Annotated in this window: 26 protein-coding genes; 13 read left to right on the forward strand and 13 right to left on the reverse strand. The window is 61.9% G+C overall.

Annotated features, from left to right (window positions below; all coding sequences use genetic code 11):
* The first annotated feature begins 43 nt into the window (after positions 1-43).
* The 3 genes from BGRAMDRAFT_RS03700 (at position 44) to BGRAMDRAFT_RS03715 (ending at position 3,494) form a co-directional block, all read left to right on the forward strand.
* Positions 44-715 (forward strand): glutathione S-transferase, encoded by a 672-nt coding sequence (locus tag BGRAMDRAFT_RS03700; protein WP_006047321.1) that lies wholly within the window; start codon positions 44-46, stop codon positions 713-715.
* 217 nt (positions 716-932) lie between these two features.
* On the forward strand, positions 933-2,444 hold the full coding sequence (locus tag BGRAMDRAFT_RS03705) for a DHA2 family efflux MFS transporter permease subunit (RefSeq protein ID WP_006047322.1): 1,512 nt from the start codon (positions 933-935) through the stop codon (positions 2,442-2,444).
* 216 nt (positions 2,445-2,660) lie between these two features.
* Positions 2,661-3,494: an AraC family transcriptional regulator gene (locus BGRAMDRAFT_RS03715; RefSeq protein ID WP_006047323.1), complete on the forward strand. Its 834-nt coding sequence runs from the start codon at positions 2,661-2,663 to the stop codon at positions 3,492-3,494.
* 93 nt (positions 3,495-3,587) lie between these two features.
* On the opposite strand, the gene BGRAMDRAFT_RS03720 is transcribed toward BGRAMDRAFT_RS03715, so the two are convergent.
* Positions 3,588-4,064, reverse strand: a complete 477-nt coding sequence (locus BGRAMDRAFT_RS03720) for a hypothetical protein (RefSeq protein ID WP_006047324.1) — start codon at positions 4,062-4,064, stop codon at positions 3,588-3,590.
* A 588-nt stretch (positions 4,065-4,652) separates the two neighbouring features.
* On the opposite strand from BGRAMDRAFT_RS03720, the gene BGRAMDRAFT_RS33190 reads away from it, so the two are divergent.
* Positions 4,653-5,930, forward strand: coding sequence for a glycine-rich domain-containing protein (locus BGRAMDRAFT_RS33190; RefSeq protein ID WP_006047325.1), 1,278 nt, complete (start codon positions 4,653-4,655; stop codon positions 5,928-5,930).
* 696 nt (positions 5,931-6,626) lie between these two features.
* Here the strand turns inward: BGRAMDRAFT_RS33190 and BGRAMDRAFT_RS03730 are convergent.
* Entirely contained in the window at positions 6,627-6,908 is a 282-nt protein-coding gene (locus BGRAMDRAFT_RS03730; protein ID WP_006047326.1) for a hypothetical protein, read from the reverse strand.
* Positions 6,909-7,283: 375 nt separating this feature from the next.
* Here BGRAMDRAFT_RS03730 and BGRAMDRAFT_RS03735 point away from each other — a divergent pair, with 375 nt between their 5' ends.
* The 3 genes from BGRAMDRAFT_RS03735 (at position 7,284) to BGRAMDRAFT_RS03750 (ending at position 9,306) form a co-directional block, all read left to right on the forward strand.
* On the forward strand, positions 7,284-7,532 hold the full coding sequence (locus BGRAMDRAFT_RS03735) for a hypothetical protein (protein WP_044020269.1): 249 nt from the start codon (positions 7,284-7,286) through the stop codon (positions 7,530-7,532).
* A gap of 107 nt (positions 7,533-7,639) precedes the next feature.
* Positions 7,640-7,951 (forward strand): hypothetical protein, encoded by a 312-nt coding sequence (locus BGRAMDRAFT_RS03740; RefSeq protein ID WP_006047327.1) that lies wholly within the window; start codon positions 7,640-7,642, stop codon positions 7,949-7,951.
* A gap of 827 nt (positions 7,952-8,778) precedes the next feature.
* A complete protein-coding gene (locus tag BGRAMDRAFT_RS03750) occupies positions 8,779-9,306 on the forward strand; it encodes a GNAT family N-acetyltransferase (RefSeq protein ID WP_006047329.1) in 528 nt (175 codons plus the stop codon).
* Here the strand turns inward: BGRAMDRAFT_RS03750 and BGRAMDRAFT_RS03755 are convergent.
* The 3 genes from BGRAMDRAFT_RS03755 to pdxR form a co-directional block, all read right to left on the reverse strand.
* Positions 9,213-9,812 (reverse strand): flavin reductase family protein, encoded by a 600-nt coding sequence (locus tag BGRAMDRAFT_RS03755; RefSeq protein ID WP_006047330.1) that lies wholly within the window; start codon positions 9,810-9,812, stop codon positions 9,213-9,215. The two genes, BGRAMDRAFT_RS03750 and BGRAMDRAFT_RS03755, sit on opposite strands and share 94 nt — an antisense overlap.
* A 67-nt stretch (positions 9,813-9,879) precedes the next feature.
* On the reverse strand, positions 9,880-10,281 hold the full coding sequence (locus tag BGRAMDRAFT_RS03760; protein WP_006047331.1) for a hypothetical protein: 402 nt from the start codon (positions 10,279-10,281) through the stop codon (positions 9,880-9,882).
* Between the two features lie 199 nt (positions 10,282-10,480).
* Positions 10,481-11,995: a MocR-like pyridoxine biosynthesis transcription factor PdxR gene (gene pdxR, locus BGRAMDRAFT_RS03765; protein ID WP_006047332.1), complete on the reverse strand. Its 1,515-nt coding sequence runs from the start codon at positions 11,993-11,995 to the stop codon at positions 10,481-10,483.
* A gap of 116 nt (positions 11,996-12,111) precedes the next feature.
* Here pdxR and BGRAMDRAFT_RS03770 point away from each other — a divergent pair, with 116 nt between their 5' ends.
* A complete protein-coding gene (locus BGRAMDRAFT_RS03770) occupies positions 12,112-12,840 on the forward strand; it encodes a GNAT family N-acetyltransferase (protein ID WP_006047333.1) in 729 nt (242 codons plus the stop codon).
* 62 nt (positions 12,841-12,902) lie between these two features.
* On the opposite strand, the gene BGRAMDRAFT_RS03775 is transcribed toward BGRAMDRAFT_RS03770, so the two are convergent.
* Together BGRAMDRAFT_RS03775 and BGRAMDRAFT_RS03780 are read right to left on the reverse strand one after the other, a co-directional pair.
* Positions 12,903-13,442, reverse strand: coding sequence for a GNAT family N-acetyltransferase (locus tag BGRAMDRAFT_RS03775; RefSeq protein WP_006047334.1), 540 nt, complete (start codon positions 13,440-13,442; stop codon positions 12,903-12,905).
* A 135-nt stretch (positions 13,443-13,577) separates the two neighbouring features.
* On the reverse strand, positions 13,578-14,444 hold the full coding sequence (locus BGRAMDRAFT_RS03780; RefSeq protein WP_006047335.1) for a LysR family transcriptional regulator: 867 nt from the start codon (positions 14,442-14,444) through the stop codon (positions 13,578-13,580).
* 137 nt (positions 14,445-14,581) lie between these two features.
* Between BGRAMDRAFT_RS03780 and BGRAMDRAFT_RS03785 the strand changes: the two genes are divergently transcribed.
* From BGRAMDRAFT_RS03785 to BGRAMDRAFT_RS03795, 3 genes are all read left to right on the forward strand, one after another.
* Entirely contained in the window at positions 14,582-15,526 is a 945-nt protein-coding gene (locus tag BGRAMDRAFT_RS03785) for an AEC family transporter (protein WP_006047336.1), read from the forward strand.
* 128 nt (positions 15,527-15,654) lie between these two features.
* A complete protein-coding gene (locus BGRAMDRAFT_RS03790) occupies positions 15,655-16,233 on the forward strand; it encodes a DUF4337 domain-containing protein (protein ID WP_006047337.1) in 579 nt (192 codons plus the stop codon).
* Between the two features lie 12 nt (positions 16,234-16,245).
* Complete coding sequence (locus tag BGRAMDRAFT_RS03795) at positions 16,246-16,863, forward strand: LysE family translocator (RefSeq protein ID WP_006047338.1); 618 nt, start codon at positions 16,246-16,248, stop codon at positions 16,861-16,863.
* An 87-nt stretch (positions 16,864-16,950) separates the two neighbouring features.
* Here BGRAMDRAFT_RS03795 and BGRAMDRAFT_RS03800 read toward each other — a convergent pair whose 3' ends face one another.
* The 5 genes from BGRAMDRAFT_RS03800 to BGRAMDRAFT_RS03820 form a co-directional block, all read right to left on the reverse strand.
* Complete coding sequence (locus BGRAMDRAFT_RS03800) at positions 16,951-18,225, reverse strand: RNA polymerase sigma factor (RefSeq protein ID WP_006047339.1); 1,275 nt, start codon at positions 18,223-18,225, stop codon at positions 16,951-16,953.
* Positions 18,226-18,229: 4 nt separating this feature from the next.
* Complete coding sequence (locus BGRAMDRAFT_RS03805) at positions 18,230-18,637, reverse strand: VOC family protein (protein ID WP_006047340.1); 408 nt, start codon at positions 18,635-18,637, stop codon at positions 18,230-18,232.
* Between the two features lie 40 nt (positions 18,638-18,677).
* A complete protein-coding gene (locus BGRAMDRAFT_RS03810) occupies positions 18,678-19,091 on the reverse strand; it encodes a YciI family protein (RefSeq protein WP_006047341.1) in 414 nt (137 codons plus the stop codon).
* Positions 19,092-19,233: 142 nt separating this feature from the next.
* Complete coding sequence (locus BGRAMDRAFT_RS03815) at positions 19,234-19,587, reverse strand: YciI family protein (protein ID WP_006047342.1); 354 nt, start codon at positions 19,585-19,587, stop codon at positions 19,234-19,236.
* Positions 19,588-19,969: 382 nt separating this feature from the next.
* On the reverse strand, positions 19,970-20,443 hold the full coding sequence (locus tag BGRAMDRAFT_RS03820) for a hypothetical protein (RefSeq protein WP_006047344.1): 474 nt from the start codon (positions 20,441-20,443) through the stop codon (positions 19,970-19,972).
* Between the two features lie 358 nt (positions 20,444-20,801).
* Between BGRAMDRAFT_RS03820 and BGRAMDRAFT_RS34875 the strand changes: the two genes are divergently transcribed.
* Positions 20,802-21,119, forward strand: a complete 318-nt coding sequence (locus tag BGRAMDRAFT_RS34875) for a hypothetical protein (RefSeq protein ID WP_232292225.1) — start codon at positions 20,802-20,804, stop codon at positions 21,117-21,119.
* A 185-nt stretch (positions 21,120-21,304) separates the two neighbouring features.
* On the opposite strand, the gene BGRAMDRAFT_RS03825 is transcribed toward BGRAMDRAFT_RS34875, so the two are convergent.
* Positions 21,305-21,574 carry a DUF1488 family protein gene (locus tag BGRAMDRAFT_RS03825; protein ID WP_006047345.1) on the reverse strand — a complete coding sequence of 90 codons (270 nt, stop codon included), beginning with the start codon at positions 21,572-21,574 and terminating at the stop codon, positions 21,305-21,307.
* Positions 21,575-22,450: 876 nt separating this feature from the next.
* On the opposite strand from BGRAMDRAFT_RS03825, the gene BGRAMDRAFT_RS03835 reads away from it, so the two are divergent.
* On the forward strand, positions 22,451-22,924 hold the full coding sequence (locus BGRAMDRAFT_RS03835) for a GNAT family N-acetyltransferase (RefSeq protein WP_006047347.1): 474 nt from the start codon (positions 22,451-22,453) through the stop codon (positions 22,922-22,924).
* Positions 22,925-22,995: the final 71 nt, after the last annotated feature.

Here is a 22,995-nt window from a genome sequence, read left to right on the forward strand (position 1 = left end):
AGCCCTATGATGTGACGTTCCATTGGCCACCGTTTATCGATCCATGCTGACTGTCCATCATTTGAATAACTCGCGCTCGCAACGCGTCTTGTGGCTGCTCGAAGAACTCGGCGTTCCGTACGAGATCAAGCGCTATGAGCGCGATCCAAAAACCATGCTCGCGCCGCCCGAGTTGCGCGCGGTGCATCCGCTCGGCAAGTCGCCGGTCATTACTGATGATGGGCTGACCATCGCCGAGTCGGGCGCGATTATCGAATATCTGGTCGACAAGTATGGGCAGGGGCGCTTTGCGCCGGCGGCCGGCACGCCCGAGCGTTTGCGTTACACGTACTGGCTGCATTACGCTGAAGGGTCGGCGATGCCGCCGTTGCTGCTCAAGCTGATCGCGCTGCGTATCGCGAGTGCGCCGATGCCCTTCTTTGCGAAGCCGATCGCGCGGAAAATTGCCGGGACGCTGCAATCAAGTTTCGTCGATCCGCAGTTGAAGCTGCATCTTGGGTATATCGAGGAGCAGTTGAGTAAGAGCGCGTGGTTTGCTGGTGATGAGTTTTCTGCCGCTGATGTGCAGATGAGTTTTCCGCTTGAGGCGGCGACGGCGCGCGGTGGGATGGAGTTGCCTGCTGTGACTGCGTTTTTGCAGAGGATTCATGCGCGCGCGGCGTATCGGCGGGCTTTGGAGAGGGGTGGGGAGTATGGGGTTTTGGGTGGGGGGTGAATGCCTCGCCCGCCCAGGAATTCGTAGTTGTGACGCAAAACTCGCGGGTGCTAGACTGAAAAACCCCTCGCCCTCAACAACTTGCCACTAGCTTGATCAACCTCGGGTTGATCAACATCGCGCCGGGCGGCGGGCCCGTCCGGCATCGCATTGAAACAGCCCACGTTTGCTCGAAGCCGCCGGCAATTTCAAACGATCGCGGCACAGGAGCCTTCGCATGACCCATTCCATCCACGGCAATAAACGCTGGCTCGCGCTCATGGTGCTGTGCCTCGGTGTGCTGATGATCGTGCTCGATACGACCATCGTGAACGTCGCATTGCCTTCTATCGCCGCGGATCTCGGCTTCACGGAAACATCGCTCGTATGGGTCGTCAACGCGTACATGCTGACGTTCGGCGGCTGTCTGCTGCTCGGTGGACGGCTCGGCGATCTGTACGGTCATCGCAGATTGTTTCTCGGCGGCATTACGCTCTTCACCGTGGCATCGCTCGCGTGCGGCCTCGCCAATTCGCAGATCCTGCTGATCTGCGCGCGCGCCGTGCAGGGCCTGGGCGGCGCTATCGTATCGGCCGTGTCGCTGTCGCTCATCATGAATCTGTTCACCGAGCCCGGCGAGCGCGCGAAAGCGATGGGCGTCTATGGCTTCGTCTGCGCGGGCGGCGGCAGCATCGGCGTGCTGCTCGGTGGATTGCTGACGAACCTGCTGAGCTGGCACTGGATCTTCCTCGTCAATCTGCCTATCGGCATTGCCGTGTACGCGCTGTGCGTCGCGCTCCTGCCGTCCGCGCGCGGTCACGCGCACGGCGAACGACTCGACGTCGCCGGCGCCGTGTCGGTCACCGTGTCGTTGATGCTCGCCGTCTATGCCGTGGTCAACGGCAACGAAGCCGGCTGGACGTCGGCGCAAACGCTCGGCTTGCTGCTCGTCGCGCTTGCGTTGCTCGCCGCGTTCCTGATCATCGAGTCGCGCGTGCAGCATCCGTTGATGCCGCTCGGCCTGTTCCGCTTGCGTAACGTGGCGACCGCGAATGTCGTCGGCGTGCTGTGGGCCGCGGCGATGTTCGCGTGGTTCTTCATTTCCGCGCTGTATTTGCAGCGCGTGCTCGGGTATCGGCCGCTGCAAGTCGGGCTCGCGTTTTTGCCGGCGAACCTCATCATGGGATTCTTTTCGCTGGGACTGTCGGCGCGCGTCGTGATGCGCTTCGGTCTGCGGATTCCGCTCGCGGTGGGTCTGCTGGTTGCCGCGTGCGGTCTTGCGCTGTTCGCGCGCGCGCCGGTGGGCGGCAGCTTCATCGTCGACGTGTTGCCCGGCATGATGCTGCTCGGCTTCGGCGCGGGCATCGCGTTCAATCCCATGTTGCTTGCGGCGATGAGCGACGTCGATCCGGCCGATTCGGGGCTCGCGTCGGGCATCGTCAATACGTCGTTCATGATGGGCGGCGCACTCGGCCTCGCGGTGCTCGCGAGTCTCGCGGCCGCGCGCAGCGGCGAGATGCTGTCGACGCAAAACGCGCTCGCCGCGCTCAACAGCGGCTATCACGTCGCGTTTGCGGTCGGCGCGATCTTCGCGGCGGCGGCGGGCGTGATCGGCGGTGTGATGCTGCGCGCAGGACGGCCGGGCGCTGCGGATGCTGCCGCTCATGCGGATGCGGGTGATGGACATGGCGTGTCCGCTGCCGAACGTCCGCGGTCGGCGGGGAATACGGCGGCGACGGAGAACGTTTGATCGGACGCGGTGCGTGGTGCGCGACGTGATGCGCGGCACGCGGCACGCGGCTCGCTGGCTGCTGAGCGTGGGCTGGCTGTCGCGCTCACGCTGGTCGCAATGGTCACAACGCTCGCGCCGCTTGCATCGCGTGCATGAACAGCAAAACCGCAAGCCCGATCAAACGCACGCGTTCGCAACTAGCTATGCTGGCTTCATGCTGACATGAGAGCCGCTATGAATCCGGTTGGAAAAGCGCTGTGGTTTATCGAAAGCCACTTTGCCGAAGAACTCACGCTCGACGACATCGCCCACTGTGGATGCGTGTCGCGCTTTCACCTCGCGCGTGCTTTCGAAGCGGCGACGGGCGTGCCGGTCATGCGCTACGTGCGCGGGCGTCGCTTGAGCGAGGCTGCGCGTCGGCTCGCGGACGGCGCGCCGGACATACTGACGGTTGCCATCGACGCCGGTTACGGCTCTCACGAAGCATTCACGCGCGCGTTTCGCGAGCAATTCGGGCTCACGCCCGAAGCGCTGCGCGCGCGTGGTCATCTCGACAATCTTGTCATCGTGGAGCCGATCAAAATGGACGAAACTCTTCTCACGCATCTGGCGCCGCCGCGCTTTGAAGACGGCAGGCCGTTTCTCGTCGCGGGTCTGAGCGAGCGCTATACGTGCGAGAGCGCCGCCGCGATTCCATCGCAGTGGCAGCGCTTTAACGAGTACTTCGGCAAAGTGCCGGGCCAGGTGGGCAACGTCGCGTATGGCGTCTGCTACAACGCGGACGATGCCGGCAACATCGACTACCTGTGCGGCGTCGAAGTCAGCGACTTCTCAACCTTGCCCGCCGAATTCAGCCGCTTGCGGATTGCCGCGCAGCGCTATGCGGTGTTCAGCCATCGCGAGCATGTGTCGACGATACGGCGCACGTGGAACACGATCTGGAACACGTGGCTGCCGGCATCGGGACACCTTCCCGCCGATGCGCCCAACTTCGAGCGCTACGACGCGAAGTTCGATCCGGTTAGCGGAATGGGCGGGTTGGAGATCTGGTTGCCTTTGAAGGCGTGATGCGGGTTGGTTTGTGGATGGGCGCGTTTGGCGGGCGTTTTTATGCTGCCCGCCGTGGTCTTTGCCGTTTGCTTTTGCCTTTGTCTTTGTGACTCAGTGAGGCGCGGCGGGCGGCTGCGGCGTCGAGTCCACTCCCAATGCAGCGGCGTTTTTCGCGGACGACGTTTTGCCGCGTTTTCCGTCTGTCGTGGCCTTCTGCGACGCGCCGCCTTTCTGCGATGCCTCCGCCAGCAGCTTCGCCGCATGGCGCGCGGTGATGCGGCTGTGCGCGACGCCCTTTGCATCCAACGCGATGACCTGGAAGAGCTCGCGGTCGCACTCGAGTTCCTGCTGATATTGCTCTGCCGTGTCCACCAGCAATTCGATCAGCTTCTGGCGACGCTGACGCTCGTCCCGCGTGAGCGCAGGATTCCTATGTATCGACGACGCGAGTGTGATCAGTGTGTCCAATTGTGTCAGGCTCCGGTCGCAGAGGTCGAAGGCTGAGAGGGCGAGCTTTTCGTATTGGAGGGCGTCGACGGGGGGACGGGTGGGCGTCGTGGGTTGCGGCTTGAGTGACTTTTTGGTCATGGTGCGATCTCCCCGTGTTTCGGTGGGTCGCCCGGGCACTCGGTTGAAGCTGGGTGAGCGGGCATATGGCAGGGTTGACAGACCGGTGTTACGTCAAGCCGGCGAGCCTTGCGGCTCCCCCACCACAGCCCGCCCATTGAATATAGACGCGCAGCAGCAGACGCACTCCCGCGTGAGCGGGGTGCGGACGTAACAATCAGGCTGTCAAACCTGGTCGCGGATGTCTCCCGGCGACTCGATGATTATAAGGGACGCGATTGAGGTTGCTGCAAGCCCCGCGGCTGATGTTTGTTGATTTAGCCGAGGGGGATAGGACGGGTAGGACAGCGGACTCGGTGGTCAAAAGAGAAAGGCCTTGTGCTACGCAAACCTTGCTCGAAGGCCGGCGAAAACGGTTCTTCTGCCATGCTCATGCCGATGTAATCGCGAACTGTCTGGAGGCAATCACGGTTGTCTCACCGTAGCCAACGACACGGATAGTGAATCCACACGACATCCGAGCACGTCTAGATTCGAGGTGGCCGTAGCGCCGCTATCGCGGGATACCTATGATGCTACAGTCGTGGAAACGTCATAGGCGAGGCTCGCATGGCAAATCGTATTGATGAAACTTGGCACCGCTTGCGCGAGTGGACGTACGGCTCGACGCCATCGGAGCGACTGGCTGCTCTAATTCTCGATCACGAAAGATTCGAATCCATTGATCCGAGCCACCCGCTCGGAGGAAAGGATGGCGGCCAGGATGCTCGATGCACATACGCCGGTGAACGTTGGATCATGGCAGTCTATTTTCCTCGTGGTCAAAAGGACTTCCGTGAAATCAAGGATAAATTCATTGCGGACGCCGAGAAGGTCAAAGCGAACCGCGCTGCAGGCATCGTATTTGTGACCAATCAAGAACTAAAGCGAAATGAGCGTCGGGAACTGGAAGACTATGCAGGTGACTTGAAGGTCGAACTGTTTCATCTGGAGCGCATCGCTACGATTCTAGACCGCCCGGCCATGCAGGCTGTTAGACGACAGTTCCTGTCTATTGGCGAAGATCCCGAACTGAATATATACAACCTTGGTGGCGCGGGGGGGAATGCACCAGGCGGGGGCGGCGGAGGTGGCAGTGCAATCGGTGAAGCCCGCGGTGGCGACGGCGGCGCGGGCGGTAACGTGCACAACTTCGCTGGTACACCCGCGACTGCTCCAGGGGCGGGAGGTGGAGGCGCTGCCGCTTTTGGTCCTGGATCCCAAGGTGGTGCGGGCGGCCAAGGTGGCGAACTCGTCACGGCTATCCTCAAGGTAACTCCAGGGATGAAAATCCCCGTAAAGATAGGACAAGGCGGCAAAGCCGATCTGAACGGTGGTGATGGCGGGGACGGAGGCGATACTTCCTTCGGTGATATCGTTGCCAAGGGAGGGAAAGGTGGAAAGGCCGGATTCAGTGTGATTGTGAGCAGGAAAGTGTCCGAGGCTGACCTAAAGGCCGGACTGCACATCAGCACTTTGATGCTTGCTGAATGCTGCCACTTCCGAGATAGCCTCGCCTATTGCTTAGCGGCCGGAATAGAGCACGTCACCTTCGCAAAATTACCGGAAAGGCTTACGTTTGTTCTATTCGGTATCCTGTCCATTGGAAACGCCCAATTGGGCGTCGAATACGAGCTAACGGCATCATTCGAGTCATCGGGAGGGAATACGCTTTGGTCGCAGGCGATGAAGGTATATAGCGGGGTGCCTCGCCGAATTGCAAGGCCAATTTTCGCCCTGTTAATCGACTGTGAAGTGGGTGAGCCCGGCATTTGCTCGGTCCTAATCCACTCAGGAGATCACTGCTTGGGCCGCTTGCCGGTGGAGGTTGTTGTCCCGGAAACTTGAACCGGCTGTTGGTAGCTCCGATGCTACGGCGATGTCGCATGCAGTTCAAAGCGGCCGTTGACGAGCGTGCGCCAGCGGCCGATTCGGGCCCGGTCTGCACCTGACCGCGATCGGCTCGGTACGACCCACTCCGGTCAGACGATTCTCTCTAAAACGGTCAGTCAGTCTAGCCAGCGTTTTGCAGACCGGAGCACTATGAAGCGGACGTTGACGAGCTCACCCGATCGGCCAGTTCCGGACGCTCGACATCTCCTTCAAGATCGTCAACAATCAATCGAACCGACACTCCAGCGCATGCACAGTCCTTACTGTTCCGCACCGCTCGTTGAAGCCACTGGGGGAGAGCTCCAATGCTCATCGGCGGGCTCATTATTTAGCATCTCCGTTCGAGAGCAATTCGAGAAGCTCAGGTTGGAGGTCCCCGTTTTACCTTGCGAGTTGACACGGTTCAATCTGGGTAGATGGTTTTGTCCTTGCTGCGGGAAGGCAACCAACAACGGAGTCTGCGCCAAATGCGGTCCGGTGATCACCAGTCGGCTAGCACGCCAACTGCTGGAATTGGATCCGCACGAGCGCAACCAAATCTCTCGACAAAATGACGATAGACAGTCCGGACCGGCGTCAGCCAGTTTCGGCCGTTCGAGGTCGATACGCGAACTGCCAACAATTGTCTCGACCTATGCGGTATGGACGGCGTTATTTCCATTCGAACGATGCTGCCCGCACAAACTGCGCGCGTGCCTTCTCGGGGAGCCATGAAAATCGATTTTTGAGCTCGCGATCGCACGAATCGCAGCATTCAGCTAGTTCGACGTGTTCCCAGTGTTCCAGACGACACGCTTCGGCCCAGATTTGCTCGAAGATGGCTCGGTCGTCGGAATCGTGACAAATCTGGTCCAATGCAGTCGGATAGAACGTCCATGGCTGTTCCCAATCCGTGAACTTAATCGCAACCGCAATGAGGTCCGGCTTGGCCATGATGCTGATGATCCTGATGGATTCGAATTGTGGAGTGGAACGATATCACGTCGAATGGCCGCTATCGATCGACCCGACGGTCGGCTGTGGGTCGGGCTGAGTCCATCGGCGCTTCGAGTTCATCGCCGCGAAGCGGTCATTGGTGTTTCGCATCCCGAAAGCGGCCGGTCGTCAACGCGTATTTCCGACCCAAACCGGTCCTCCGCAGCCTGGCGGACGGGACGGCGGCTATCGACCGCTGAGCGGTCATCCGTTGGCTGATCCTGGCGACTGGCTAACATCACGAACCGCCCGCGATTCTGCATACTTGCAAACGGTCATTCGAGATGGGGCATCATTGATGCTTCATCGACTATACCGGCCGAAGACTAACCGATGACCGCTGACGACATCAACGCTGGATGCGCGCAACTGTTCGATATTTGGTGCGAACGCCGCTCTGCACGCCCTTTACGGCATCTACTGAGCGCATGGCCGCTAACCAACGGGTTGACGGACGACTGGGGTAACCTGTACGAAGCCTTACGCGGACTCCGAGCAAACTGTCGAGAGGACATTTCGGAAGCCGAACTGGTCCACGTTGAAGACCTGATTCGCGCCATCGCGGCCTTCCTTCAGCAATGAGCGGCGACCGTCACCCCGCTCCACCGGAATCACAAGCCACGTTTATCGCGGAGCTGCAATCTCGCTATGCTGAGACCGGCCCGGGTCGACTTGTTTCGGAAGCTGACATGGAGCGCTGGACCGAGATCGTCGGAGCGACAAGGCGTGACGCATATGACGTGCTAGCTCGGCATCTCGCGATCGGCTTTCACAAAGGTCAATTCTCCTTCGGGTTTTGCGACGCGCTCGCGATCGCCGTAGTCGGCTTTGTGTACGACGATTTCATCTCACTGGGCGAGGAATCGTGGCCCTCGTTCTTTAATGAAGTCTATCTAGCCTTTGACGCAGGTGAGGTCGGTCAACCTGGCACGGATGCGGTTGAGGCCTTTGCGCGCCCCATGATTGCGAAAATCGTTGAAGATTTGGCCGATGACGCTTGAATGTCGCGGCCGAGATTCCGGCGAGTCGCTCATGCTGGCCGAACAACGCCCCATGAGTGTTCAAGGTATCAATTGTTGATATTCTTGCGGACCGATGCGGAGTCTCTAGGCTCCCAGTTACCACCGCTGCCGTGATACGTTTCCGCGTGCAGCCAAAAAGCTTCATTGCAATGCATGCAGCGAAAATGGTATTCGACATAGTCGTCCCACGCTGCGCTTTTCGCTAGCTCGACAAACGGAACGAAGACGCAATGGTCGTCCGGGACCACCTCAACGAGCGTTCTATCGGCAATATTCTCTGCCGCGATCTGTATCGCCTTGCGCAATTCACGAGGGGATCTGATTGCATAGCGAACGCACAGGTCCGCACATCGATCGCATGCCACAGAAATCCTTCACCGGGAGAGTGGATTCGGTGCATTGATGATATCAGGCGAGCGGCCGCTTTCAGGCTACTGCCGTCGCCAGAACGACCGAGAGAGGTTTCCCGCGACCGTCCCATGATGGCCGCCTTGAGGCAATACCGCTGTCAATTCGCTCGCCCGAAACCGGCCATTGCGCGGGGGCGGACGAGAGCTCGGCCATGCAAATTGGATCGACACCTCGACCGGCGGCTACTGGCCCGAACGCGGAAACTCATCGCAAACGGGTATCCTGGTAGCAACCTGGAAGCTCGCCAAGCGTCTACGACAAATCCGACGCCCAACAACCGCACCCGTCCCTGCTATGCTTACCGTTCAAGTCAATTAGCGCGCCAGCCAAACCAAAGCGCTACACGCTCACCACAGAGCGCCAGCCCCCACCGCACCAATCCAATCCACCAAACCTTGACCACCCACCTCCGCCCCGCCACCACCTCCGACGCCCCGCTCATCCTTCACTTCATCACCGAACTCGCGGTGTACGAAAAGGCCGAGCATGAAGTCGTCGCCACCGTCGCAGACATCGAAGCAAGCCTGTTCTCCGACGCATCGACAGCAAGCGCGCTCATCTGCGAAATGAACGGCGAGCCCATCGGCTTTTGCGTCTACTTCTTTTCTTACTCGACATGGCTCGGCAAAAAAGGCCTGTATCTCGAAGACCTGTACGTGTCGCCGAAAGCCCGCGGCAGCGGCGCGGGCAAACTGATGCTGCGCCACCTCGCGGCCATCGCATGCGAGACCGGCTGCGGCCGCTTCGAATGGAGCGTGCTCGACTGGAATGCGCCCGCCATCGGTTTCTATGAATCCATCGGCGCGAGCGCGCAAAGCGAATGGGTGCGCTACCGGCTCGCCGGCGAAGCGCTCAAGGCATTTGCCGCAGGCGACACGTCGAACGCTTCGCCCGTGGCAAAAAACGTCCCGCCCGCGACGTAATGGCAGGTGCGAAGCTCGGGGTCGTCGCCGAAATGCCAGCGGTTGTTCGAGTAGACGCGGCTGTCCGCGTACGCCGCCACCACTTCGCCGATAATCAGATCGTGACGCTGGCTGTCGTCGGGAATCACCCTGCACTCCATCCACGCGATGCAACCGGCCAGCATCGGCACATCGATTTTTTCGGCGGCGAAAGTTCCGAGTTCAAACGCTGAGAACTTGTCGACTTCGAGCCCCGCGTTCGTGCCCACGGCCAGCGTCTGCGCGGCGAACTTGCGGCTCGGCAATTGCAGCCCGAACACGCCGCTCGCTTCGATCAATTGACGCGTGAGCGTGCGGCTGTCCACCACCACGATCACCTTCGGCGGGTCGAAGTCGAGCGGCATGGCCCACGAAGCCGCCATCACGTTCGAGCGCCCGCCATGCGCGCTGGTGATGATCGTCACAGGTCCATGATTGAGTAACTGCGTGGCCCGCGGCAATGCCACGGGTTCCCGGGTAGCTTGCATACTTGGTTTTTGCCCGAAGGTCTGGTTTTGTCAGGGCGGCAGCCAGCAAGCCGCCGCCCTTCATGCGTCAATGCGGCGCTTTGCCGTTGGGGACGGCGTCCACCGGCTTATGCTGCTCTTCCCCAAGGCCGGGGAAAAACGCGTTCCATGCGGCTCGCACGCCGTTCGCCGCAGTGGCCTCGGCGTCGATAGGTTCATCGGCGCCTTTGGCCTCGGCTGCGGGTGCGGCTTCGGCGCCGTCGGCGGTGGCCTCGGCGTCGGCTTGCGCCTTGCCGTCAGCCGCCTGCGATGGATCGGCGGACAGCCCGCGCCAGTGCGTGAACGCGTCGTCCGGCTTGTCGGTCCACTCGCCCTCGCCGAATTTCGCAAAGGCCGTGTCCCCGCTCGTCAATTGCACCTCGTACCAGCCGTCGCGCGCGGGCGAGTGAGCGGCCAGTTCAAACCACGGGGTCGGTTCGATTTCCTTCATGTCATCTCCACTCGGATAAATCGTCATAGAAAACACACCAAAGGGAAGCTTCATGCCCGGACTGCACAGCCATCCGGCGACGCGCACCAGACGGCGCGCGGAACATGATGCGGGCGATCGGTCGACATCGCGTGTCCGGTGTCGCCGCGCATAAACGACACGATAGCGCGACATGGGCCGCGCGGACAAACCCAAAAACTTATGCGCGCCGCCGACGCGGTTTTTCGATGCCCGCAGCCAGTTCCGCGAGCACGCGGACGGCCGGCGTGAGCTGCTCCGCGGCGGTGTTGCCGTAGCCGATCACAAGGCCGTTGGTGCCCGCTCGCTGCTCCAGCGCGAAGCTGGACAGCGGCCGCGGGGCGAGGCCTTTGGCGAACGCGCGTTCGGTCAGCGTGTCGTCGTCGATGCCGGCCGGCAAGCGCAGCGTCAAATGCATCCCACAATCGCCGCCGAGAATTTCAGATGCGGCGAAGTGCTCCGTAAGCGCTTCGCGCAATGCCTGCTGCCGCTCGCGATAAAGCCGCCGCATGCGCCCAAGGTGCCGCCCGAATTCGCCGCCTTCCATGAAATGCGCGAGCGCAAGCTGTTCCAGACGATGCCCGCCGCGCAGCATCTCGTACAGCGCGACTTCGGCATGCGCGGCGATGGCGGGCGGCAACACCACGAAGCCGATGCGCAGCGCCGGAAACATCGTCTTGCTGAACGAGCCGACGTAGAGAACCGGCGCGTCGTCCACGAGCCCTTGCATGCTCGCGATCGGCTCGCCGGAGTAGCGGAAGTCGCCGTCGTAATCGTCCTCGATCACCCACGCGCCGCAGCGCCGCGCCTCGGCGATCAGCTCGAGCCGCCGCGCCACGGACAACACCGCGCCCGTCGGATACTGATGCGCGGGCGACGTGTAAATCAGCTTCGGCGGATGCGCGGCCCATGCGCCGGGCGGCACGCACATGCCTTCTTCGTCGACGGGAATCGGCTGAACGCGCACGTCGCCCTGTCTGAACGCGGCCTTCGCGCCGCGATAGCCGGGGTCCTCGATCCACGCGACGTCGCCGGGATTGGTGAAAAGCCGCACGCACAGGTTCAGCGCCTCCTGCGCGCCCTCGGTGATGATCACCTGCGAGCCCTCGCAGCGCACGCCGCGGGCCATCCGCAAATGCGCGGCAATCGCGTCGCGCAATGCCGGTTCGCCGGCCGGCGTGCCGTAGCCGAGCGCGAGCGGCAACGCGCGCTCCATCGAACGTTCGAGTGCGCGCCGCCATGCGGCCAGCGGAAAGCGGTCCAAAGCAGGCGTGCCGGGCGTCAGCGGCAACGCGCCATCCATGTAGGTGCGCGTCGCCTTGAATTCGCCGACGCGAGCCGCGTAGGCCACTTTTGGCGCGGCCGGTCGCGCGGGCGGCTCGGCGCGCGCCGCGCGGCTCGAGAGCGCTGTCACGCGCGTGCCCTTTTTGTCGGCGACCACATAGCCGACCGCGGCGAGGTGCTCATACGCAATGACGACGGTGTTGCGCGACACGCCCATTTCCGCCGCCAACAGCCGCGACGACGGCAGCAGCGATCCGGCCGGCAGGCGTCCGCCGAGAATGGCCTGCTGCAGGCGCTCGATTAGCTGCTTTTGCAGCGGCGCGGTTTTCCCGGCAGCGTTGCCAGTGGCGCTGCGGTCGCTGTTGCCACGGTTCGCGGCCGTATGAGCAAGCGGACCAATAATCTCGATCATGACGGCTGGACCTATCGAATTCGATTGAGCTGGATCTTTTTAACATACCACGATTGCCGTATCGTTCTTCCATGATTTCCACGATCAACGACAACCACGACGCGAGGAGTGCACACATGGAACCGCAACGTAACGCCTTCGACCAGCCGATCGGCGCGCCGCTGCCGGAGTGGCGCGGCGCGAAGCCGCCAGGGCGCGCGCAGTTGGCGGGCCGCTATTGCCGGATCGAACCGGTCGACGTCGACGCCCATGCGGCGGATCTGTTCGACGCCTACGATTCGGCCGCCGATGGCCGCGACTGGACCTATCTCGGCGTCGGTCCGTTCGAGAGTGCAGAGGCGTATCGCGAACATTTGGCGCGGCTTGCCGCATCGGCCGATCCGCTGCACTACGCGGTGATCGACAGCGCGAGCGGCAAGGCGGTCGGCACGTTCGCGCTGATGCGCATCGACCCGGCCAACGGCGTGATCGAAGTGGGGCACGTCGTTTATTCGCCGCGTCTGAAGCGAACGCGCATCGCGACCGAGGCCATGTTTCTGCTGATGCAATACGTATTCGACGAGCTCGGCTATCGGCGCTTCGAATGGAAGTGCGATTCGTTGAACGGACCGTCGCGCGCGGCGGCGCTGCGTTACGGCTTCACGTTCGAAGGCATCTTCCGTCAGGCGATTGTCTATCGTCAGCGCAATCGCGATACGGCGTGGTTTTCGATTATCGACAGCGAATGGCCGGTGTTGCGGCCGAGTTATACGCGTTGGCTGAGTGATGCTAATTTCGATGCTGAAGGCGGACAAGTGGAAAGGCTGGCGGACTTGATTGCGCGGGGAAGAGCGGCGTCTGATTGAGTCCCGCTGGTATCAGTTCGAACGATGAATCTTATAAGCCGGCTTTCGCGCCGGCTTTGCTTTTACATCGCCGCGCCTGGCTCGCGCTTGAACATGATGGTCGGCTGACCTTTATACGTCGTGCGAAGCTGCTCGCGATAGCCGGCCTTGTGCGCGACTCGCAGCGACGCTTCATTCTCCGGCGCGACGATGCATGCCGTTGCAGCGCCCGGCCATTTTTTATCGGCCCATTCCAACGCGGCGCGCACGGCTTGCGTCGCGTAGCCTTTGCCGTGCATCGCCGGACTCAAAGCCCAGCCCATTTCCGGCGTGCCCGCCAATGACGGCTCGATCTCGCGCTGAAAATCGGCGAAACCAACCTCGCCGACAAAGCGCCCGGTGTCCGTTTCACGGACTACCCAATAGCCGTAATCGAGCAGCGCCCAGTGACCGGCATAGCGCAGCAGACGCGCCCACACTTCTTCACGCGTAAAAGGCTTGCCGCCGATGTACCGGACGACCTCGGGATCGGACCACATAGAGAAGCTGTCGAGGAAGTCGTCGCGCGTGTGTGGGCGGAGGGTGAGGTGGGGGGTGGTGAGGGTGGAAGGAGGCGTGGGCATTTGACTGAGCGGCGGGTCGGCGAGTGAGCTTGAAGATTGAGAAGTTGAACGTTGACGCTCAAAGACGTTGCGCTCGCATCATCGCAGATTCCTCGCGTCGCCAAATTATCGCGGCGGTTAGTTGCCGCCCGCGGCTCACGCCAACTCCAAAAACCGCCCCAAACAAGGATTACGATTCGCCGGCGACCACGCCAGCACCTGCTCGACCAAAGGCGCATCCACGAGCGGCTTGAACACCACGCCAGCCAACTGCGCCTTGCGCATTGAAGCCGGCACGAGTGCGACACCCACGCCTTCATCGACGAGACTCAGCACCGTCTGCTGCAATTGCACTTCGAAGCGGATGTCGGGCTCGAAGCCGCCCGAGCGGCAATGCTCGAGGATCGTCGCGCGCAACGTGGGCGCCACTTCCTCGGATGCCAGCACGAACGGTTCGCCGGCCAGTTGCGCGATCCTGAGCCGCCGCGCGCGGGCTCGCGGATGACCACGCGATAGCGCCACGCACAACGGCTCGCGCAGAATCGTGCGCGTCGCGAGTCCCTTGCCCGGCGCATGTGGAAACATGATGGCCGCGTCGATATGCCCGGCCACCACCTGCGCGGCGAGATCGTTCGAAACGACCTCGCGCAGACTCAAAGCGACCTCGGGATACGCGGCGCCGAATGCGCGCGCATAACCGGGCACCACGTTATAGGCCGCGCACATCGTGAAGCCGATGGCGAGCTTGCCCGCTTCGCCGGACGCCGCTGCCTGCGCATTGCTCACCGCCTGCTCGACCGACGCGAGGATCGCCTTCGCATCGGCGTAGAAACGCTCGCCCGCGGCGGTCAGCGTGACGCTGCGCGGGCTGCGCTCAATGAGCGTCACACCGAGGCTCGCTTCCAGCGCCGCAAGTTGGCGGCTCAACGGAGGCTGCGACAAGTTCAGGCGCGCCGCCGCACGCCCAAAATGGCGCGTCTCGGCAAGTGTCACGAAGTAGCGCAGCGGCTTGATGTCGATCACGTTGGCATCCCCTTTTTTCGACGATGCATAAAAGGTATCGTCGAAGGCAAAAAACGGTATTTGATTGTATCAACGCAAATCACTACGCTGACGGCTCGCCCTTCTATCCGCGTTTATTGCCCGCGCGTTCCACACCGATGTTAGCCACTCTCGAGATTCTGCTTCCGGTCTTCGGCCTCATATTCGCGGGCTTTGCGTGCCGCCGTCGCGGCGTGCTCGGGCCGAACTCGGCATCGGAACTGAATCGCTTCGTGGTCTGGCTGGCGTTGCCGGCGCTCCTCTTCGACACGATGGCGCGCGCGACCTGGGAACAGTTGTATCAGCCGGCGTTCGTCGTCACGTTTTCTGTTGCATGCGCGGGCATCTTCGCGCTGATACTCGTCGTGCGCCTGCTAAACGGACGGCATCTCGCGGACGCGAGTGTCGATGCGATCGCCGCCTCGTATCCGAACACAGGCTATATCGGCTTTCCGCTCGGCATGATCGCGTTCGGCCAGGCGAGCCTCACGCCCACCACCATCGCGACGATCCTGGTCGCGTGCGTACTGTTTGCGGGCGCCATCGTGCTGATCGAAGTCGGCTTGCAGACGGAGCGCACGCCGCACAAACTCGGCCTGAAAGTGCTGGGCTCGCTGGCGCGCAATCCGCTGATCGTGTCGCCGATTGCCGGCGCGCTGTTCGCCAGTCTTCATGTGCCGTTGCCGCCGAGCGCGGAGACCTTTCTCAAGCTGTTGAGCGGCGCGGCCAGTCCGTGCGCGCTGGTGAGCCTCGGCTTGTTTCTCGCGGAAAAGCGTCCTTCCGAATCGGGCACGCGCGGCATTGCGTGGCTGCTCACGCTCGTCAAGCTGATCGTGCAACCGGCGCTCACATGGTGGCTCGCGGCGCGCGTCTTTCGCCTCTCACCCGCGCTCGTCGAAATGGCGGTCGTGCTCGCCGCGCTGCCCACCGGCACCGGCCCGTTCATGCTGGCCGAGTTCTATGAACGCGAGGCGCACATCACATCGCGCACCATTCTGTTGTCGACGGTAGGCTCCGTCGTGACGCTCTCGCTGCTGTTGCTATGGATGGGTCATCGCGCCTGAATCGAAACGCGCGCACCCATACCGCAAAACGCGCGCTTTTCCAGCCACGCCGCATCACACGCTAAGATTGAGGACGCCGGGCCCGCGCGACGCCCGGCGCGACAAGACAGTTTGCCTCGGAGAATCTGATGCCTGAAGAGTATGAAGTGCATGGTCCGCACGACCATGCGGTGCAGCACGCCGGTCACCACGACGCGGACTCTTTCGGGAGCCGCATGGCCGTGATCACGGCAGTGCTCGCGACGATCGGCGCGCTGTGCGCCTATCAAAGCGGCAACAGCGAAAACCTCGCGCTGTACTACAAGAACGAAGCCGCGATCAAAAAGACGGAAGCGTCGAATCAATGGAATTACTATCAGGCGAAGGGCGAGAAGCAGAACCTTGCGGAGCTGGGCGCGGCGCTGTCCGCGGGTCAGTCGGACGAACACGCAAAGTTTCTCGCGGACGTCGACAAATATAAGCAGCAGAAAGAACCGATCCGCGCCAAAGCCGAAGAGATCGAAAAAGAAGTCCTCGATAACAATGCGAAGAGCGAAGTGCTGCTGCACGGTCACCATCGCTGGGCGCAAGCCACTACGCTGATTCAGGTAGCCATCGCGCTGTGTGCGATCACGTTGCTGACGCGCAAGAAGTGGCTGCGCAATCTGTCTTTCGTGGTCGCGGCCGTGGGTGTCGCCACTGGCGCGCTCGCATTTTTCTCGGCTTGACGGGAGCTTCGTGTGATCGATAGTTCAGCCGTTCTCGGCGTGTTATCCGTGTATGTGGCCGGCGTCGTGATTCCAGGACCGAACTTCGTGGCCGTCGCGCATAAGGCAGCCTCGACCACGCGCACCGAAGCGCTCGCGGTCGTGGCGGGCATCGTCCTCGTCAATCTGTTCTGGGCAAGCTGCGCGATTCTCGGCGTCGGTATAGTGTTTGCGGCGTTTCCGTGGCTGGCGTTTGCCGTGAAGATAGCCGGCGCGGCTTATCTGATCTGGTTCGGCGGACGGCTGATCTTCAAAGCCTCGGCGGGCAACTCGCAAGAGATCGCGCAAGCGCCTGGCGGCAGCCTTCGTCAGGCGTTCGCGCAAGGCTTCGCGACCAATATCGCCAATCCGAAGTCGGTCGCGTTTTTTGCCGCGGTGTTTTCGTCGGCGGCGCCGCCGCACGAGAGCGTCGGCACGTTCCTCGCGATGCTCGGCATGGTGTTCGTCGTGGCAAGCAGCTGGTATGGCTTTGTCGCGCTGACGTTGTCGCATGCGCGAATTGCATCGGCGTATCGGCGCAGCAAGGCGTGGGTCGATCGCGTGTGCGGCGGCGTGATTATCGCGTTGGGTGTGCGGCAGTTGATACGGTAGGGGGTTGGTGGGGGCGTATGTTCGCGGACGTCGCCGCATGACGCCGCGCCGCGTCCACCCCAGTTTATGCGCACAAACTACGGCGCCCTACTGCATCGCCGAGCGGGCGCGCTCCAGCAGCAACTCGCGCTCTCGCACATTGCGCGTCATCGCCGCGGCGCGTTCGAACTCCGCGCGCGCTTCGTCCAGGCGGCCGAGTTTCGCGAGCAGATCGCCGCGCACACTCGGCAGCCAGTGATAGTTCGCGAGCGTGGCATCGGCGGCAAGTGCATCGACTATATCGAGGCCGGCCGCCGGCCCGAACGCCATGCCCACCGCGACCGCGCGATTCAATTCCACAACCGGCGAAGGCGCCACCTGCGCAAGCGCGTCATATAGCGCGACGATCTGCGCCCAGTCGGTTTCTTCCGCGCGATGCGCGCGTGCGTGACACGCGGCCAGCGCGGCTTGCAGCGCATACGGCCCGCTCGCGCCGCCAAGCGCATGCGCCGTGTTGAGCGCAGCCAATCCGCGACGAATCAGAAGCGGGTCCCAACGGCTGCGATCCTGGTCCAGCAGCAGAACCGGGCGGCCCTGCGCATCGGTCCGCGCATGCGTGCGTGAGGCCTGAATCTCCATGAGCGCCACAAGGCCATGCACTTCGCTTTCATCGGGCACGAGACCGCTCAGCACGCGCCCGAGCCGCAGCGCTTCTTCGCTGAGCGCCGGGCGCATCCAGTCGTCGCCGGCCGTGGCCGAATAACCTTCGTTGAAAATCAGATAGATCACTTGCAGCACCGACGCGAGCCTCGGCGCGCGCGCGTCGGCCTGCGGCACCTCGAACGGCACTTTCGCCGCCGACAGCGTGCGCTTCGCCCGCACGATCCGTTGCGCGATAGTCGGCTCGGGTACGAGAAACGCGCGCGCGATTTCATCCGTCGTCAGACCGCCGAGCAGGCGCAGTGTGAGTGCGACGCGCGCGTCCGTCGACAACACCGGATGACACGCGGTGAACACGAGCCGCAGCAAGTCGTCGCCGATGTCGTCGGCACGCGCCGCATCCAGCGCATCGACGAAATCGGGCACCAGATGCGCCTCGAGTGCGTCCATGTCGTGGCCCAGTTCCTGGCGCTTGCGCGCGTGCAGCGCTTCCTGCCGCAAGCGGTCGAGCGCGCGATTTTTTGCAGTCGCCATCAGCCACGCTCCGGGATTGTCAGGCACGCCCGCGTCCGGCCAATGTTCGAGCGCGGACACGAGCGCGTCCTGCGCCAGTTCTTCGGCGAGCCCGACGTCGCGCACCATCCGCGCGACGTGGGCGATGACCTTGGCGGACTCGATCCGCCAGACGGCCTCGATGGCACGATGAGTGGCCAGTTTCGTCACAGGCTCAGCCCGCCGCCTTGGCGTTCGGGTCCATGTAGATCAGCTCCCAGATATGTCCGTCGATGTCCTCAAATCCGTGGCCGTACATGAAGCCGTAGTCCTGCGGCGCGCGCGGCACGCTGCCGCCCGCTTCGACTGCTTTGGCGACCAGCGCGTCGACTTCGCCCCGGCTTTCGCACGACAGGCCGACGAGTGTTTCCGTACTTTCCTTCGGATCGCAAAGCGATTTGCGCGTGAACGACTTGAAGAGGTCTTTCACGAGCAGCATCGCGTAAAGGTTTTCACCGAGGATCAAACATGCGGCCTGATCGTTGGTGAATTGCGGATCGAAGCCGAAACCGAGCGCGCTGAAAAATGCCTTCGACCGTTCGAGATTACCGACGGCGAGATTCACGAAAATTTGCTTGTGCATGATGGAATCCAATAATCGGTTCGCGGCGCTCAGCGGCAATTTAGCGGCGGCCCGCTTCAAGTTCGCGGAAACGGTCGAGCTCCGGACCCGGCTCGAAGTCCTCGAGTTCGAAGAGTTGCCGCACTTCGATTTCGCCATCGGCGTTTTCGCCGAACGGCGCGGGAAAACGCCGCGCCCATTCCATCGCTTCCTCGCGCGAACGCACCTGGATCAGCGTGTAGCCGGCAATCACTTCTTGGGTATCCGCAAACGGACCGTCGATCACCGAACGCTGCCCGCCGCTGTAGCGAATGCGCCACCCTTTCGAAGTCGGCTGCAAGCCGGTGGCGTCGAGCAGCACGCCGGCCTTCGCGAGTTCTTCGTGATACGCGCCCATCGCGGCCATGAGGGACGCTTCGGGCATTTCGCCGGCTTCGCTTGCGGCGGTTGCCTTCACCAGGATCATGAATCGCATCGCGGTTACTCCTTTTGTCGTGACGTTGTAGAGAGCGTGCGGCGCCTTGGCCGCTCTTACTCACACGACGAGCAATGCACGAACGATTCGACAGCTATGATGCGTCGCCTGGGGAAAACCCCGAGCGAAAACCGTCGCTCGCTTACATGAAGCACGGGCCGAGCTTGCGTACCTCGACGGTGCACCATGTCGCCGCCGGGCAGGCTTGCGCAATCGCCACGGCTTCTTCGCGCGATTCGCAATTGAGCAGGTAGAAGCCGCCGATCATTTCCTTCGCTTCGGCGAACGGGCCGTCGACCAGTTTCGGCTGGCCGCCGCGCACCTGCACGCGCACGGCGTCGCTGGAGGATGTGAGCGCTTCGGCCGCCAGCAGTTTGCCGCGCTCCTTGAGATCCGCGCCGAAGCGCACCATCTCGTCGTAGACTTCGCGGCCCTTGGCCTCGCCGCGTTGCGCGCGTTGTTCCGGGGGTTCGACGATCAGCAGCATATAAGACATGGCGTCTCCAATGAATGACGCTGCGGACCGTCAGCCCGGCAGTCGTATGACACAAATGGACGCGCTCATGCGAGCGCGGAAAGCCAGTCTAACAAGCGCGGATCGTTCCGGTAAACCTGCCTCGATGGGTAATCGGCCGTCGGCCGTTGAGTTTTACGAAGACTCGTAATAGATGGACGGCAGGCGAATTGAGTTTCGCTGTGCGCGTGGCATTGCGCCGATTTGAAGCGGTTGCGAACGCGCTAACGTCTGCTTCAAACTAAGCGGCAGTCGGAAGAAGATTGAGCACTTCAATGTGACGCAGCACAACGATCAACAGACGCAAAACAGGCGCAAAAAAAACGCCCCACATGGGGCGTCCTATCGTCTTCAACTTACCGACTTAAAGCACCGCTTCCGCGATCGCTCTCGTCCGCGCGGACCGCATCAAGCCTTCGATCATGCGCGCCTGCGCGTTCGCGATCTCGCTCAACGACGCCACCGAAAGTTGCGCATCGAGAATCGCCAGCGCCGTGCGGAGTCGCGCGTATTCGTCGTCATTCAACTTCCATGCGCCGGTTCGCTGCTCGCGCTCGTCGAGGTGAACCATCGCCGCGTGTCCGCTCTGAATATCGTCGAGCGTGTCTTCGCCGAGGCCGAGGCGCGCCAGTTCCTGCGACACCAATAAATGCCGGCTCAACATCATGTGTAGATCGCGCGAACCGTGGCCGTGCTGGAACGCGTCGAGCGACGCATAGCACTGCAGGATCATCGCGGCGGTAACGGGCTCGTGTGCGCTGCGGCTGTGAGTGAGCGCACGCAATAGCGGCGACATGGCCGGCACATTGTGTTTGCGGACTCGCGCTTTACTGGACATAGATTCAACCTCCTTCGCTAACTCTCGGCTTCGTCGCCACATCGGTACGATTTTCCGGCGACGAATGCCGCCGATGCGCCGGCGGCTCGACAGCCTCTAATGTGAGTCTGTGTAAGCATGATGGCAAGCCTTTATTAAGACCCGCTTAAACGGCGAAATTCCCGGTCGTGCGCCGCAAGTACAAAAAAAAACCCTGTTCCCGCGAGAGAACAGGGCCGGACAGGATGGAAGTCGTGCTTGCGCGTGGATGCTCGCCGACCTTTAACCATCGAAACTAACCAAGCTGTTGCTGCTTGTGCTGCTACTGCGAAAAGCAAAACGTTTGCTGCCTGCTTTACCGCTACTGCGAAGACTTTTGTTGCGACGTCAACTGCTTGTGTTATTGCTGCTCAAGCTATTACCGGTGCTGCAAAAACTGCAAACTGCAAACTGCAACTTGAAAAAAAACGATCTGCTACTTCACCTGCCACTGCGCCACTTGCTTCTACTTCCTACTGCTTTACTGCCCTGCCGTGTCGACTGCCACGGCAAACTGCCATCAACGGTACGGTTCAAAACAACGCGGGGGAAGACCGCGTCGATGGGCTCGGTGATTTGTCGCTCCATGGAAAACAGTTTATGCGAGCGAGCGCTCGGGCAATTGGGCAAAAGGAAGGGCATTGCCACGCCTGTTTGACGAATGGACGTAACAATCGGGGACGCATGTGGAAGAGCACTGCGGGGAACGACGCGACCGGACACCGCCGCGCGCAAGTCAGAGCAACTCGGCGCGAATCAGAGCAACTCAGCGCAAGCAGACACAGCACAACGAATGCGCACGCAGCATCACGTAGACGCTGCGTGCGCAACGATCAATCGACATCAGCGCGCGGCAAAGTCGCTGATCGTCAGCAGGACTTTTTCGCCCGGACGCGCCAGCATCTTTCTTTCGGCCACAGCGGTGATGCGCTTGCGGCCATCGGCGAAAGTTTTCAGCATGCGGTCTTCCGCGGCGCCGCGTTGCAGCCAGAAATACTGCTCCAGTGCTTCACGCGTGACGGCGCATTCGAGTTCCCGTCCTCGCGCCGAAAGCTGGAAAATCACCGCGCGCCCGTCTGGGGAGACGCTTGGTTCAAGCTCGATAATCTCCATGGCCCACCTCGCAAAGTTGCTTATGCCGCCCGTCGTATTCAACGAGCGACGCCGAACAAAACTGAATAGACACGCAAGCCCGCATCGGTCTTTCGGCTGATGAATCCGCTACTGCGCCGCCGCTACCTCAATCGTAAGCGAACGTGAAAACGCGTGCATGTCAGCGTGCCCCAACCGAAGCGCAGGCGAAACTGCACGCGCGTGCGTCAGCTCGGGCATACGTGGCGTCGCACTCATCCACCGCGAGCGTTTCACACAGAAGTCATGCAATAGCGTACTCAAACCTTCGGACATCGCGTGTGTCCCGCCGCGCACTCCGCGCGACGCGGACGCAATCGCGAACCAGGAATGCGGCGGCCGCAATTCGTAGGACGTCACACCACGCGAATCGCGGAAACGGAGGCAACCCGTGTCGGGATAGAAGACGAGCGTCGTCACGTCGCCCTCGATTGCGCGCGTCAGAACTTCGGTTCTCGGGTTCAGCATTGTTCGTCGTATGCCAGGTGGCGCCGTCTGTCGGCGTTTCGGCGTGTCGCGCCGCGAGGTCTCGACCTGCGCGCGTATCAATCCGCGGGTAAGGGCAAAAGCAAGGCACATGCCAATCTGTGTCGAACGCACCGCGCACGGCTTCCGTCGAGCACCATAAAGTGCAAACGTAGCGCGGTCTGCGAACGGCGAAGCATCGGCGGCGCTTGATGCGTCGCGGGTAAAGCCGCGGTGGTGCATCGTGTTGTCGACAGTCGCGTGAGCTGCGATACACGTCGATCAACTGCGCAAGCGAGCACGTTCACACGCCGATGCATGGTAAAAACGCGCAGGCAGCATGACAATTCGCGCCCATTCTTACTAACGGCCCGCGCGCCCGCACGCCTCGACATGTCCGACCACCAACCTGCGATAACCCTGCGCCCCGCTTCCGCCGACGACGAAACTTTTCTCTTCGAACTGCGCAAGGCGACGATGACCGAGCATCTCGCGCGCGTCGGCGAACCCGCGGACGACGCCGAGCATCGCGCTCGTTTGCTGCATCGTTACGACGCGGCGCGCGTGATTTGCGTCGACGGCACGCCTGCCGGTTTGCTCAAGGCGCATCGTTCCGATACCGAATGGCGAGTCGTTCAATTGCAGATCGCGCCGGCACTGCAAGGGCGCGGCATCGGCGAACGAGCGCTGCGCACGGTGCTGCGCGACGCCGACGCCGCGACCTTGCCCGTCACGCTCAAGGTGCTCAAGGGCAATCCGGCGCGGCGTCTTTACGAACGGCTCGGCTTCGAAGTCGTGAGCGAAGATGAAAGAGAGTTTCACATGAGGCGCGCGCCACGGGCGTCGGCGGAAACTGAAGCAGAATGAATGGCGGATAAGAACTGACACCGCACGAGCTGACATGACCATTCAGAACCGCGCGTGCAGACCGATGCGTT

Origin of the sequence: Paraburkholderia graminis C4D1M (assembly GCF_000172415.1) — a bacterium.
In the GTDB taxonomy this organism is placed as follows: Bacteria; Pseudomonadota; Gammaproteobacteria; order Burkholderiales; family Burkholderiaceae; genus Paraburkholderia; species Paraburkholderia graminis.